Origin of the sequence: Salegentibacter sp. T436, from assembly GCF_001932675.1 — a bacterium.
Lineage (GTDB): Bacteria > Bacteroidota > Bacteroidia > Flavobacteriales > Flavobacteriaceae > Salegentibacter > Salegentibacter agarivorans.
In genome coordinates, this window is sequence record NZ_CP012872.1 from 3,402,830 (window position 1) to 3,417,668 (window position 14,839).

At 36.2% G+C, this 14,839-nt stretch carries 12 protein-coding genes; 8 read left to right on the forward strand and 4 right to left on the reverse strand.

Features of this window, described 5'->3' with window-relative positions:
• Positions 1-147: 147 nt before the first annotated feature.
• From AO058_RS15095 to ribB, 4 genes are all read left to right on the forward strand, one after another.
• Entirely contained in the window at positions 148-2,517 is a 2,370-nt protein-coding gene (locus AO058_RS15095) for a DNA translocase FtsK (protein WP_075327301.1), read from the forward strand.
• Positions 2,518-2,534: 17 nt separating this feature from the next.
• On the forward strand, positions 2,535-3,176 hold the full coding sequence (locus AO058_RS15100) for a LolA family protein (protein WP_075327302.1): 642 nt from the start codon (positions 2,535-2,537) through the stop codon (positions 3,174-3,176).
• 70 nt (positions 3,177-3,246) lie between these two features.
• Positions 3,247-4,626, forward strand: a complete 1,380-nt coding sequence (locus tag AO058_RS15105) for an LptF/LptG family permease (protein WP_232228843.1) — start codon at positions 3,247-3,249, stop codon at positions 4,624-4,626.
• A 30-nt stretch (positions 4,627-4,656) separates the two neighbouring features.
• Positions 4,657-5,805, forward strand: a complete 1,149-nt coding sequence (gene ribB, locus AO058_RS15110) for a 3,4-dihydroxy-2-butanone-4-phosphate synthase (RefSeq protein WP_075327304.1) — start codon at positions 4,657-4,659, stop codon at positions 5,803-5,805.
• Here the strand turns inward: ribB and AO058_RS15115 are convergent.
• Entirely contained in the window at positions 5,802-6,434 is a 633-nt protein-coding gene (locus AO058_RS15115; RefSeq protein WP_075327305.1) for an NAD(P)H-dependent oxidoreductase, read from the reverse strand. The two genes, ribB and AO058_RS15115, sit on opposite strands and share 4 nt — an antisense overlap.
• A gap of 127 nt (positions 6,435-6,561) precedes the next feature.
• Between AO058_RS15115 and AO058_RS15120 the strand changes: the two genes are divergently transcribed.
• Both AO058_RS15120 and AO058_RS15125 read left to right on the forward strand, forming a co-directional pair.
• Entirely contained in the window at positions 6,562-7,194 is a 633-nt protein-coding gene (locus AO058_RS15120) for a SanA/YdcF family protein (protein WP_075327306.1), read from the forward strand.
• A 119-nt stretch (positions 7,195-7,313) separates the two neighbouring features.
• Complete coding sequence (locus AO058_RS15125) at positions 7,314-7,670, forward strand: phage holin family protein (protein ID WP_075327307.1); 357 nt, start codon at positions 7,314-7,316, stop codon at positions 7,668-7,670.
• Here AO058_RS15125 and AO058_RS15130 read toward each other — a convergent pair.
• Positions 7,667-8,785, reverse strand: coding sequence for a PepSY-associated TM helix domain-containing protein (locus AO058_RS15130; RefSeq protein WP_075327308.1), 1,119 nt, complete (start codon positions 8,783-8,785; stop codon positions 7,667-7,669). The genes AO058_RS15125 and AO058_RS15130 overlap by 4 nt on opposite strands.
• Before the next feature lie 61 nt (positions 8,786-8,846).
• The gene (locus tag AO058_RS15135) at positions 8,847-11,327 is read right to left on the reverse strand and encodes a TonB-dependent receptor (RefSeq protein ID WP_075327309.1); all 2,481 of its coding nucleotides are present in this window, start codon (positions 11,325-11,327) and stop codon (positions 8,847-8,849) included.
• 233 nt (positions 11,328-11,560) lie between these two features.
• On the opposite strand from AO058_RS15135, the gene AO058_RS15140 reads away from it, so the two are divergent.
• Positions 11,561-12,373, forward strand: coding sequence for an HAD family hydrolase (locus AO058_RS15140; RefSeq protein WP_075327310.1), 813 nt, complete (start codon positions 11,561-11,563; stop codon positions 12,371-12,373).
• Here AO058_RS15140 and AO058_RS15145 read toward each other — a convergent pair.
• The gene (locus AO058_RS15145; protein WP_075327311.1) at positions 12,370-12,810 is read right to left on the reverse strand and encodes a VOC family protein; all 441 of its coding nucleotides are present in this window, start codon (positions 12,808-12,810) and stop codon (positions 12,370-12,372) included. The two genes, AO058_RS15140 and AO058_RS15145, sit on opposite strands and share 4 nt — an antisense overlap.
• A 145-nt stretch (positions 12,811-12,955) precedes the next feature.
• Between AO058_RS15145 and AO058_RS15150 the strand changes: the two genes are divergently transcribed.
• Positions 12,956-14,827 (forward strand): S9 family peptidase, encoded by a 1,872-nt coding sequence (locus tag AO058_RS15150; RefSeq protein WP_075327312.1) that lies wholly within the window; start codon positions 12,956-12,958, stop codon positions 14,825-14,827.
• Positions 14,828-14,839: the final 12 nt, after the last annotated feature.

Genomic DNA, 14,839 nt, shown 5'->3' on the forward strand with positions numbered 1-14,839 from the left:
AATGATTTTCCTCTATATTTCTCAAAAAATAATTGATTAGATTTGAACGTTTAAGCATACAAAATAGCATCCCATAAACTGAAAGCAATTTTCTTTATTTTAGACGGGGCTAATTTGTATTTTTGCTCAAAATCCTACAAATCATCTATGGCCAAAAAGAAAACCAGGACTAAAACAAGCACCGGGAAAAAGTCGACTAAATTTTCCTTTAAACTTAACCGGCAACAAAAGGTAGTTTTAGGCAGTTTCTTAATGTTATTTGGCCTCGCTTTAAGTGTTGCATTTATTTCGTTTTTATTCAATTGGCAGGTAGACCAAAGCACGCTTGGCGAATTCTCAAATCGTGAAGTAGAAACCAAAAACTGGTTAAGCAAATTTGGCGCTTCAGTTAGTGACTTTTTTATGTACAAAGGATTTGGCGTTGCCGCTTTTATCTTTTCAATTTTAGTAAGCTACAGCGGATTTCATCTTTTTCTTGGTGTAAAATCTACAAAACTAAGGGAATCCTGGTTTTGGGGTATTTTAATAATGCTTTGGCTGGCTATTTTCTTCGGTTTTTTCGCTGCAGAAAATCCGCTGCTGGGTGGCCGAATTGGCTTTGAAATGAACGATTTCCTTCAGGATTACCTAGGTTTCTTCGGAACAATATTATTGATGTTGTTCTTATTTATAGCTTACCTAACTTTAAGATTAAACCTTACGCCTGAATTAATAGGAAGCTTTCTGAAATCTAAAAAAGATAGCCTTAATAAAGAATTTAAGTCTAATGATGAAGAAATTTCAGCAACAGAAGAAGAAACCGACTGGAAAGAAAAATCAATCCCAAAAACCGATAAACCAGCTGAAAAATCTTCAGCAGAAATAAAACTGGATACCACGCCTCCAACACAAGAAAAAACTGCACCTACTCCAAAACCTAAACCGGTTGAACCTGAAGAGGTAGAAATGGAAGTAGAAACAGCCCAGGAAGAAGAGTTGGATGAAGATAAAATTAGCAATAAAATTGTAAAAGATTTTGGGGAATTTGACCCCACTTTAGAACTAAGTAATTATAAATTCCCAACCCTGGAGTTGCTTCAAGAATATGGTGGTGGTATTACAGTAGACCAGGAAGAGCTGGAAGAGCATAAAAACCGTATTGTAGATACGCTTAAAAATTACAAAATTGAGATCGCTCAAATTAAGGCTACGGTTGGCCCAACCGTAACTTTATACGAAATTGTCCCGGAAGCCGGAATTAGAATCTCAAAAATTAAAAACCTGGAAGACGATATTGCGCTTTCCCTTTCAGCATTGGGTATTCGTATTATTGCGCCAATTCCCGGGAAAGGGACTATTGGTATTGAAGTTCCTAATAAAAACGCAACCATTGTTTCTATGCGTTCGGTAATTGCTTCGCCAAAATTCCAAAATGCTGAAATGGAATTACCAATGGCCCTGGGCAAAACTATTTCTAACGAGACTTTCGTGGTAGATCTCGCAAAAATGCCGCATATGCTTATGGCCGGGGCAACAGGTCAGGGTAAATCGGTTGGATTAAATGCCATTCTAACTTCTCTACTCTATAGCAAACATCCTGCTGAAGTAAAATTTGTGCTGGTAGATCCTAAAAAAGTAGAACTTACACTTTTCAATAAAATTGAAAGACATTATCTGGCAAAACTCCCAGATTCAGGAGATGCAATTATTACCGATAATACTAAGGTTATAAATACCCTGAATTCTTTATGTATTGAAATGGATAATCGTTACGAATTGCTTAAAGACGCGATGGTTCGTAATATTAAAGAATACAACGTAAAATTTAAAGCCAGAAAATTAAATCCCGAAAACGGCCATAAATTCCTTCCATACATTGTATTGGTAGTAGATGAATTTGCCGATTTAATAATGACCGCCGGGAAAGAAGTAGAAACCCCAATTGCCCGTTTAGCCCAGTTGGCCCGTGCCATTGGGATTCATTTAATAATTGCAACTCAAAGACCATCGGTAAACGTAATTACCGGGATTATAAAAGCAAACTTCCCGGCAAGGATTGCTTTTAGGGTAACTTCAAAAATAGATTCCAGGACGATTTTAGATGGCCAGGGCGCAGATCAACTAATTGGGCGTGGAGATATGCTTTTTACCCAGGGTAATGAGCTTAAGCGTCTACAATGTGCTTTTGTAGACACCCCTGAAGTGGATAAAATAACCGAATTTATCGGTTCGCAAAAGGCTTATCCCGAAGCGCACCAACTTCCTGCCTACGAAGCTGACGATAGTGGCACAGGTGTTGATATAGATGTAAGCGAAAGAGATAAACTCTTTAGAGAAGCTGCCGAGGTGATCGTTACGGCTCAACAAGGCTCTGCTTCTTTGCTGCAACGTAAACTAAAATTAGGGTACAATCGCGCCGGTAGGATTATAGATCAATTAGAAGCAGCCGGCATTGTAGGACCTTTTGAAGGAAGTAAAGCCCGACAGGTTTTAGTGACAGATCTTGCAGCTTTAGATCAATTATTAAACGAAGAATAATACACCTAATTACTAAGATGAAAAATTTAATTTTAATTACGCTCGCTGTTTTCACCCTGAGCTTAAGCGCCCAGAATTCTCAAAAAGCTGAAAACCTTTTAAAAGAAGTTTCTTCTAAAGTTAAAAGCTATGACAATATGGTGATAGATTTTAAATACACCCTACAAAATAATGCAGCGAATGTTAACCAGGAAACCCGTGGGGATGTAAGTATTGCAGGAGAAAAATATGTACTAAATTTAATGGGAACTACCCAAATGTTTGATGGAGAGAAAATTTATACCATTATTCCTGAAGACGAAGAGATAAATATTTCTACCTACGTTGAAGAGGAAGAAAATAATATCACTCCGTCAAAAATGTTCACTTTTTATGAAGAAGGTTACAATTATGAAATGGACGCCGCTCAAAATTTGAATGGTCGTAAAATTCAGTATGTAAAATTAACTCCAAAAGACAGTGATGCCGAGGTTAAGAATATCCTGTTGGGAATAGACAGTCAAACCAAGCATATTTATAATCTTATTCAAACCCAGGATAATAACACCAAAATAACTATTACCGTAAAAAGCTTTAAAACTGACCAGGAACTGGCACAAAACCTTTTTACCTTTGAAGAAGATCGTTACGAAGATTTTTACATCAATAGATTAGATTAAATTGAAAATATTAGACCGGTACATACTCACCAGTTACCTAAAAACGTTTTTTACAGTTTTTATTATCCTAATGTTCATCTTTGTACTCCAAACCATTTGGCTGTACATAGGTGAACTGGCCGGGAAAGATTTGGATACTGAAATTATTCTTAAATTCCTTCTCTATTTCTCTCCCAAACTGGTGCCACTGGTTTTACCGCTTACTATTCTGCTTACTTCCATAATGACTTTTGGTAATTTTGCCGAAAATTATGAGTTTGCGGCAATGAAATCTTCGGGGATTTCACTTCAAAGAGCTATGCGTAGCTTAACTTTATTCATTCTTTTAGTAAGTGTTACTGCATTCTTTTTTGCTAATAATGTTATTCCCGCCGCAGAATATAAATCTATAAACCTTAGGAAAAATATTGCCAAATTAAAACCCGCAATGGCCATTACCGAAGGGGTTTTTAACGATTTGGGGACCATAAATATTAAAGTAGACGATAAAAGCGGCGATAACGGCCAGTATCTAACCGATGTTATTATCCATAAAAAAACTGCCCGCAGCGGAAACTTTACCGTAATGAAGGCCAAAGAAGGCGAATTAATGGGCAGTACAGATTCCGAGGTACTTTCTCTCATTTTAAAAGACGGTAATTATTACGATGAAATTCAACCTTCAGATTATTCTAAAAGAAGGAATAAACCTTTTGCAAAGAGTTATTTTGAAGAATATACCATAAACCTGGATCTTTCAGATTTTAATAATGTAGACCTGGAAGATGAGAGTTACAGTAACACCCAGGGAATGCTTAATATTTCTGAACTTAAGCAAAGTATAGATTCATTTTCTACCGCTCATAACGAAAAGAAAAGAAATCTTAGCGAAAATATGTACCGGCGAACAGATTTTGATAAAATTGAAGTAAATCTTAATCCTTCAGATTCTATAAAAGAAATAGAAAATACCATTCTGGAAGAGTACGATACCTACCAGGCTATTCAAATTGTTAATCTTTCCCTTGGGTCTATCAATGGCGCACTTTCTCATTTAAATATTAAAAAATCTGAGTTAAAAAATTCTACTAAACAAATCAACAAATTTGAAATAGCCCTACACGAAAAATACGTGCTGGCCGCTGCCTGTATTATCTTATTTTTTGTGGGTGCACCTTTAGGCGCTATAATTAGAAAAGGCGGGATGGGATTACCTATGGTGGTTGCTGTTCTACTTTTTCTTACCTACCACTTTATTGGCATATTTGCTAAAAACAGCGCCGAAGATGGTAGTGTTAGTCCGTTTTTGGCCACCTGGCTTTCTACTTTAATTATGTTACCATTAGGAATTTATCTCACCTACAGGGCGACTACAGATCAGGGCCTTTTTGCTTTTGATAATATTACCGAACCTATACGTAAAGCTCTTAAAAAAGCTGGTATTATTAAGCCGAAAAGAAAAATAGATTAAATATCTTTGCAGCCCAAAATAACACATAACATGGCTCAGGAAACCACTACCCATACTCCGCTTAAACTTCACAGCATTCAGGAAGCAATAGACGATATTCGTGAAGGCAAGGTTGTTATTGTGGTAGATGATGAAGACAGGGAAAATGAAGGAGATTTTGTTGCCGCCGCAGAAAAAGTGACTCCGGAAATGATCAATTTTATGGCTACTCACGGCCGCGGACTCATTTGTGCACCAATTACCGAAGAACGTTGTAAAAACCTGAAACTGGAAATGATGGTAAGCAACAATACCGATCCTATGGAAACCGGTTTTACCATCTCGGTAGATTTACGCGGTAAGGGTGTTACCACAGGAATTTCAGCTTCAGACAGGGCTAAAACCATTCAGTCTTTAATAGATCCTGAAACCAAACCTATAGACCTTAACCGTCCCGGGCATATTTTTCCGCTTAAAGCTAAAGAAGGTGGCGTATTACGAAGAACCGGACATACCGAAGCTGCTATAGATTTTGCCAGGCTAGCCGGTTTTGAACCTGCAGGAGTTATTGTAGAAATAATGAATGAAGATGGTTCTATGGCCAGGCTCCCTCAATTAATGGAAGTTGCCCAGAAATTCGATCTTAAAATTGTTTCTATTGAAGCCCTTGTTGCTTACAGAATGCAACACGATTCTTTAATTGAAAAGAAAGAAGATTTTGATCTCGATACCCGTTTTGGGAAATTTAGATTACGGGCTTATCGCCAAACTACAAATAATCAGGTTCATTTAGCACTTACCAAAGGTAGCTGGAAAAACGATGAAGAAATTCTGGTTAGGGTAAACTCTACGCTAATTAATAACGATATTCTTGGAACATTAACCAATGATGCCGACAAGAAATTGGATAATATGTTTAGGGCAATAAACGAGGAAGGCCGCGGTGCAATTGTTTTTATAAATCCTGCCCTACAATCTTTAAATTTATTACCACGACTTGCAGAGCTAAAAGAACGCCAGAAAAAAGGCGAAGTTAAAGCTCCGCCTATTAATATGGATAATAAAGATTTTGGAATTGGTGCACAGATTCTACACGATCTGGAAATTCATAAAATCAAGTTGCTTTCTAACTCTCAACAAACCAAACGTGTTGGGATGATTGGCTACGGACTTGAAATTACCCGGTACGTAAATTATTAATTTACTTCAATAATCACATCATCTAAAGGTCTTCGCACCTTTTTAAATTCAGAAAACATATCGTCTTCTGCACGGTAACCTACCGGTAAAACCAGAACCGATCTTAAATTGCGTTCGCCTAAATTTAAGAGCTCATCATATTTATCGGGTTCAAAACCTTCCATTGGGCAAGCATCAATTTCTTCGGTAGCACAAACGGTTAACAGTGTCCCCAAAGTTAAGTAAGCCTGATTTAGTGCCCAGGCGTGCACTTCTTCTTCGGCTTTAGACTCAAAACTATTTACCAAAGATTTTTTAAAAGGATCTAAAATATCATCTGGAGTTTCGCGTATGTGTTTTACCCTTTTAAAGTATTTTTCAATAAAATTCTTATCAACTTTCTTTTCAATACAAATCACTAAAACGTGAGACGCAGTGTTTAACTGTTGTTGCTCCCAGGAAGCAGTTTTTAATTGCTCCTGCAATTCTTTATTGCGCACCACAACCATTTTTAAAGGTTGTAAGCCATAAGAGGTAGCAGTTAAATTAAAGGCTTCTTTAAGAATGTTTATTTTCTCTATAGAGAGAATTTTTTGCGGATCGAACTTTTTAGTGGCATAACGCCATTGTAAAGCTTTTATATTGCTCATGTTTCAAGTATTCTTTTAAGACTTTCAAAGGTAATCAATCACTTTTTATGCATAAAGTTTCCTCAATAAATTAAACAAATAAGTAAACTATAATTCTTTATCTTCGTTTTATAATTGGCGCCGCCTTATGAAGCTGTTTAGAAAACTAATTCTCGCTTTTGCACTGTTTGTTATTATAAGCATCCTTATAATATTTGGATTAGAAGCTTATGTACAAAAAGAAACTTCTGGCCTAATCTATTCTGAAATCACCCAGATTCCTTCAGCAAAAACAGGAATAATTCTTGGCGCTAGTGTACATGCTGATGGAAAATTATCTCCAATTCTTGAAGATCGGGTAGAAACTGCTTACCAACTTTATAAGTTAAATAAGATTGAAAATTTTCTGGTGAGTGGCGATCATAGAACCGATGATTATGATGAAGTAAATGCCATTAAAAATTATTTATTGAAAAAAGGAGTTTCTTCTGAAGATATTATCTTAGATCATTCTGGCTTTGATACTTACGATAGTATGTTCAGGGCAAAATCTGTTTTTGAAATCGAAGATGCCATAGTAATCACGCAAAAATTTCACTTACCCAGAAGTCTTTATATTGCTAAAAACCTGGATGCCGACTATAAAGGATTAGAAGCCTCTCCCGTTGCATATACCTCTTCTGAAACTATTAAACGCCGCGAACAACTGGCTAATTTTAAAGCTATTTGGGAGATTCTTACCAATCAGCAACCTACTACTTTAGAAAAATATCCTAAGTAAACTACCGTCAAGCTCCGGGTATTTAGCAGGAAAATCTCGATTATCGAGTAAAATTGCTTTTAATCTTTTGGCTAATTTTTTCTATCTTTAAATAACCTAACCAAAAAATAAAGAAAGCCATGCTTCAATGGATAGTGCATATTGTTATAGATGCCCTGGTTTTACTTGCCGCGGCTAATATAATGCCCAAGGTAAAATTAGACGGTTTTAAAACGGCTATTATTGTAGCATTAATTATTGGTGTGCTGAGTTTTTTATTAAGTTGGGTCCTCACTTTATTACTAAACGTAGCTACTTTCGGGATTTTTTATTTCCTGGGATTAGGATTTATAACCCGGGTTATTGCTTACGCAATTATCATTGAAATTGCCGACCAGTTTAGTAGCGATTTTAAGACCGAAGGTTTTCTCCCCTCGTTATGGTTGGCTGTCTTTATAGCAATTGTAGGCGGAATTGTTGATTGGATACTTTTTTAAGCTTTTGGCTTACTTTTCTTATTCCTACGACCAAACCAAATCATAAATCCGCTAACGGGAAGGGCGGCTACAAATAAGCTTAGAAAAAATGCGATTATTTTTCCGGGTAGATCAAAATACTGCCCTGTATGTAAACCAAAGGTCATTTCCTGCAATTTCATCCCGGTACTTTTAGCCGAATATTCATGATTTTTCAATAATTCACCGGTTTCCGGGTGAAAATAAAAGTTGGATTGGTGATCATAATCCAGGGCTTCAGGATAAGATCCTGTTGTTATTGGTGCGCTTCCACCCTGTTCCCACACAAAAAACATTTCATCTTCAGGCCGTTGTTTTAAGGTTTCAACTATTGCAATATCCAGGGCGTTTTCAGAATATTCAGCATCTTCAATTTGAATATTTAACCGGTCTTCCGGTTTTTCCTGCCATAGATTTGCCAGGTCGTACAGGCCGTGATTCATCCATTCATAAGAAAAGCTAAGTCCCATAATGGCTATAAACAAAGCCAGAAGCGAAATATATAATCCGGTTATACTATGCCAGTCGTAATTTACACGGCGCCATTTGGCATCCCATCTTATTTGAAGACGTTTCTTGAAGTTTTTTCGCTTTTTCGGCCACCAAAGCACTATTCCAGAAATAAGCATGAAAACGAAAATTAATGTAGAAATTCCTACTACCTGTTTTCCTATTTTCTCCGGAAGCCAGAGATGCATATGTAAATCTTCTACAATTAGAAAAAAATCGTCTTCCAGGTTTTCTTTCTGAAGAAATTCGGCAGAATAAGGGTTGAAATAAATATGATGCGGCACCTCATCTATAACAGAATAAACAAAAGCTGAACGGTCCCTGCCCTGGTAAACAACCATTCCCGGTTGGGCTTCAGGAAAAAGCGATTTTGTTTTATTTTGAAGTTTTGAAGGCGCTACAAATGTTGATTCTTGAGAGGCGACCTTGCGATAATCGCGGGTAATGTCCTTAATCTCGTCATGAAAAACAAAAATACATCCGGTAACTGCTACTATAAAAACAATAAGACCGGAACCCAGTCCCAGCCACAAATGAAGTTTTGCAATCCACTTCTTTAATCCTTTATTTTTTGTTTTTTTCTGCATATAAATAGGCCACCACCAAAACTCAAAACAATTTTGATGGTGACCATATTAATTTATTTAATTAGAAATTATAAGTTAAACTCGCCGCAAAGTTTCTTGGTCTTTGAGGATTTATTGTAGACCAACCGGTATAATATTCTTCGTTGGTAAGATTATTCAACTTCAAATTAATTCCAAATTTATCTACATTATAGAATAATGAAGCATTTAAAATCGTGTAAGAAGGAAGAGTAAAAATACCAGCAGTTTGACGGTTAAAGATCATATTCTCACTAGCATAATTTCCGCCAAAACCAAGTCCGAAACCTTTAAGATTTCCCTGAACAAAACGATAGCTTGCCCAGAAGTTAGCTAAAGTTTCCGGCCCAGCAGATTCCGGTCTTCTTCCAAGAAAATCAGTTTGATCAGATTCAGTTAATTCGCTATCGTTATGGCTAAATCCTGCAATTAAATTTAAACCTTCAAAAGGGCTGGCGGTAAGACTGGCTTCAAATCCGCGGCTATATTGCTCTCCATCCTGAACAAGATTAAAAGGATTTTCAGCATCTTGCATTACCATATTAGAAACCTGGATATCATAATAACTTAAGGTAGCAGAAAGGTGATTTTTAAGCAGGTTTAATTTGGTACCAACTTCAAATTGTTTTGCTCTTTCAGGATCAAAAACTATAGTTCTTGTTTCTCCGGTCTCCAGGTTATCTACCTGTCTTGGACCCACGTTGCTAAAACCATCCATATAATTTGCGAAAAGCGCTACTTTATCTAGAACCGGTTGATAAACCACTCCAAATTTTGGAGATAGTGCGGTCTGGCTATTGGTTTCAGTTTCAAACTGGTCTAATCTTAGACTGGTCATTACAGCCAATTGCGGAGTAAAATTAAGAACGTTAGAAATATAGGCGCTATAAATATCTTCTTCAGCGATATTATTATTCCTATTTACGTTTTCTAATAAGCCGGCTACACCTTCTTTACTTAGAATTCCGCTATCGTAATTGGTGATATAGTTTTCAGGCTCGTAGATATCGTAAACACTTTCGTTTACATTCTGAAGGCTGGCATTACCAATATAAACCTCGCCATTTCCTACATATCCGCTATTGTTATCAATTACTTTTCTATTGAAATAATCTAAACCAACTACGGTGCGGTTACGCATTCCTGCAATTTCAAAATCTCCGATAAAATTCTGCTGAATATCATTACTTATGGTCGTAGAATTTTGATTACTAATGTAGCGGGAAAACACAAGTCCTTCATCTAAATTTGTTGCTTCACCAGGCACCTCTTCTCTACCCTGATTAAACTGAGTAGTTTCATATAAATATGAATAATTGCCCAATGCTTTAGCCGATCCTGTTGAAACCGCGGTTTGTGAAGTCCAGCTATCAGAAAGTTCATAATTCATTTGCGCCTGCAGGCTAAAAGTAGGGTTCTCTACAGTAAGATCGTTACTGGTGTAAGAAAGTTCGTTGTTATAACCTAATTCTTCTATATTGGTAGCTCTGAGCGGTGCACCTCTATCTACGAACAACATTAAAGGATTTGTGCTTTCAGAATCGTAAAATTCAGTATTTATAAAAAATGAAAGTTTATCATTTACTTTATAGCTTAACGAAGGCGCAACAAATAAAGATTTATTAAAGCCGGCATCCTGAAAACTGTTTTCGGTATGGTAAGCAGTGTTTACTCTTAAAGCAACATCACCGGTTTCATCAAGCGGCGTATTAACATCGGCAGTTACACGGTTAAGTCCGAAGCTTCCTAAAGTGTAAGAAACATTTCCACCGAAATAATTATAAGGCTTTTTGGTTGTGATGTTAATTAAACCACCGTAAGACACCAGACTACTTCCGTAAAGTGTTCCAGACGGGCCTTTAATTACTTCAATATTTTCCATATTGGCAGGATCTGGGCTCCCGTTAGTTAGTGCCGGCAAACCATTTACTAAACTTGGTTGCACAGGAAATCCTCTAAGCGAGAAATACCCTGCACCATCATTTCCACGGCCGGTAGATTCCCAAAGTTTGGTAAGGCCTGAAGCGTTTTTAATCGCATCGTCAAAATTGGTAATTACCTGTTCCTGTAAAAGCTCAGTGGTAATATTATTATAAACCTGCGGATTTTCGATCTTTTTAAGTGGCATCTTTGCTACACTCACGCTGGTATTTCGGGTAAACTTATTGCCGTTTCCATTTCCCCTTAAAACCACGGTTCCCAACTGCTCTTCCTTTCCTAACAAAACAATAGAAGGAATATTGGTAGTTGCGCCAGGCTGTACGCTAACTTTTAAATTCTGGGTTTCATACCCTACATAAGAAATTTGTAATGTATAGTTTCCTTCCGGAATATTTCTTAACGTAAATTCTCCCCTATTATTGGTTTCATCACCAATTTGAAGACCTTTAACTTCAACATTAACATTAGACAGCGGGTTTGCTGCATTATTTACTACATTTCCTTTAATTGCACCGTTATTTTGTGCAAAGCTAATTTGAATAGCTAAAAGAAAGAACATAATCAGGCTATTTGAAAGCTTCATTAGTCAGTGTTTTTATTTAGATTGGATTTAAATACGCGGCAAATGTAAAAACGAAATCCCTTTTTCAAAAGCTTATTTATAATTATTTTAAATAAAAATAACGAATAACACTTCAGCTTTTTGGGAATCAAAGACATACATCAAGAAATTCTATTTAGATAGTAGGACATTTGATGCTTTCTTAACTTATACCCAATTCTAATATTTTATATTTGCAACTTAATTTTTGCGCTATGATAAAACTGATTGTTACCGATATGGATGGGACTTTGTTGAACGACGAGCACGAGATACATCCAGATTTTTGGGAAATAGAAGAATTACTTAATAATAAAGGAATAATGTTCGCTGTGGCAAGTGGCCGGCAGTTTTACAATCTGGAGAGCAAATTTGAAAGAATTAAAGACCGAATGATGTTTTTTGCCGAAAATGGTACTCACGTAGTGCATAAAGGAAAAGATCTGTATGTAAACCCTTTAGACAAAACAGCCGCGATGGATTTTGTAGAAAAAGGCAGGGAACTTTCTAATACTCACTTAGTACTTTGCGGGAAAAATTCGGCGTATATAGAAAGTAAAGACGATAGCTTTTTTAACGAAATCAATAAATTTTATAAAAAGATTAAAAAAGTAGACGATCTCACTCAGGTAGACGACACATTTTTAAAAGTAACTTTTTGTAATTTTAATGGGGTTGAAGAAAATACCTACCCGCATTTAGAAGAATATGCCACTGATTATAAAGTAGCAATTGCCGCCCATGTATTTATAGATATCACTTCTATTACTGCAAATAAGGGAAACGCAATTAGCGGTATCCAGGAAGAATTAAATATTTCTTCTGAAGAAACCCTGGTTTTTGGAGATTACCTCAATGACCTGGAAATGATGCAAAACGCGAAATACAGCTACGCAATGAAAAACGCGCATCCAGAGATTATTAAAGCAAGTAAATATTTAACCAATTTTGATAACAACGAAAACGGTGTTTTAAAAACTATTGAAGAACTTGGCTTGCTTAAAAAGGAATATGCGGTAAAAAGCTAAACCTTACTGTCGTTCACCTCTATCCAGTACCCATCGGGATCCTGAAAATAAATTTGTTTAACCCCGTCCGGGCGGTTGGTAATTGTATTTTTTTTACCTTTCCCGTTTTCAAAAGGAATGTTCTTATCCTTAAGAAATTCCATAAATTCCGATAGGTTTTGGGTATTAAAAGCAGAATGAAAACCTTTATTTTTTTCTATTTCCGTATCGCTTTCCACCAAATGTAGCTGTACATTATTACCCAGCATAAACCATTTAATATGGTCTCCAAGGCCACCATTATCTATTTGTTCTAACCCAAAAATATCTTTGTAAAATTTTACGGATGTTTTTAGATCTTTTACCCTAATAGTATCGTGATCTTTTCTAAAGTTAAACTCTTTTGAAGCTGTAGTAGCTGCAAATAATATAATTGAAGTTAGATTCTTATTTTTCATACTTAGATTTTTTTCTTTAAAATAGTGATAAACCCCACTTTTTACAAAATATAGGCTATCTAAACCAGTTCAGCGAAAATTACGTAAATTTAGTTTATTTAAATTACTGATTATCAAACCACATAACCAACCAAAACTTCTAATTATGAAATATTTTGTTTACTTAATGGCTTTTCTTAGCCTCCCCGTATTTGCGCAACAAAACCAGGAACCCGAAGATTATACCATTGAACAGTTTTATGAAAATACCAGAATAGGCGGAGGTTATTTTTCTCCTGATGAAGATAAACTACTGGTAAGTTCTGACAAAAGTGGAATTTTTAATTTGTTTGAAATTGATATTTCTTCCGCAGAAATGCAACAAGTAACTTCTTCTGAAGAAGATTCTTATTTCGCTATAGATTATGTTCCAAATTCTGAGAATATCCTTTACTCGGCAGATAAAGGCGGAAATGAAATTAACCATATTTACCTGCTTGAGGCAAATGAAACTCCTACCGATCTAACTCCCGGCGAAAATGAAAAAGCACAATTTGCCGGCTGGAACAATGAGAAAACCGGTTTCTATTATCTATCAAACAAAAGGAATCCCCAGTTTTTTGATTTATTAGAAATGGATATGCAGAGCAGGGAAAGTGAGTTAATTTATAAAAATGAAGAAAATCTCTCTTTTGAAGATATCTCTCACAACGGGAAATTAATTGCCCTCACCAAATCTATTACCACCAGTGAAAATAAGCTGTATCTATACAATTTAGAAACCGAAGAAATGACAGAACTTTCAGAAGAATCAGCTCAATATTCTGCTTCCGGTTTTGATAAAAATGATGAACATTTCTATTACATTACCAACGCCGGTAGGGAATTTAAAAGTTTAATAGCATATAATCTTGAAACTAATAAAAGCAGCAATTTGTTTGAGACCAACTGGGACGTAATGTATAGTTATCTTAGTGAAAATGATAAATACAGGGTAATAGGTATTAATGAAGACGGGAAAAACAGCTTAATTATTGAAAACACCAAAACCGGTGAGGAAGTTGATCTTCCCGATATGGAAAATGAAGATATTGTAGCAGTAAATATTTCTGATAGTGAAGAACTAATGCGGCTTACCATTGGCACAGCAAAAGCTCCTAATAATCTATATGTTTATAATTTTTCATCGGGAGAATTAAAGAAATTAACCAATACTTTAAACCCTGAAATAAACCCCGAAGATCTGGTTTCAGCTGAAGTTGTACGCTACGAATCTTTTGACGGACTGGAAATTCCCGCTATTTATTACAAACCTCATCAAGCTACAAAAGATAATAAAGTTCCCGCCCTGGTATGGGTTCACGGCGGGCCCGGAGGTCAATCCCGGGTAGGTTATTCAGCTTTAATCCAGTATTTGGTGAATCAGGGTTATGCCATTTTAGCTGTAAATAACCGCGGTAGTAGCGGTTATGGAAAGACTTTCTTTAAAATGGACGATAAAAAACACGGAGAGGAAGATCTAAAAGACTGTATTTGGGGTAAAAAATGGCTGCAGGAACAGAAATATATAGATTCAGAAAAAATAGGAATTCTTGGAGGCAGCTATGGTGGTTATATGACGATGGCGGCCATGACTTTTACTCCAGATGAGTTTGAAGCAGGTGTAAATATATTTGGGGTAACTAACTGGTTGCGTACCTTAAAATCTATCCCGCCTTACTGGGAAGCATTCCGCGAAGCGCTTTACGAAGAAATGGGAGATCCTGTAAAAGATTCGGTAGCGCTTTATAATAAATCACCGCTTTTTCACGCTGAACAGGTTAAAAATCCCGTTATGGTTTTACAGGGCGCCAACGACCCTCGAGTGCTTCAGGTTCAATCAGATGAAATTGTTGCAGCTCTAAAAGAAAATAATGTACCGGTAGAATATGTTGTTTTTGAAGATGAAGGTCATGGATTTATAAAAAAGGAAAATGAAATTGAAGGTTACAGGCAAATAAGACAATTTTTAGATAAATATTTAAAAGAGGAAGAGTAAGCTTATATTATT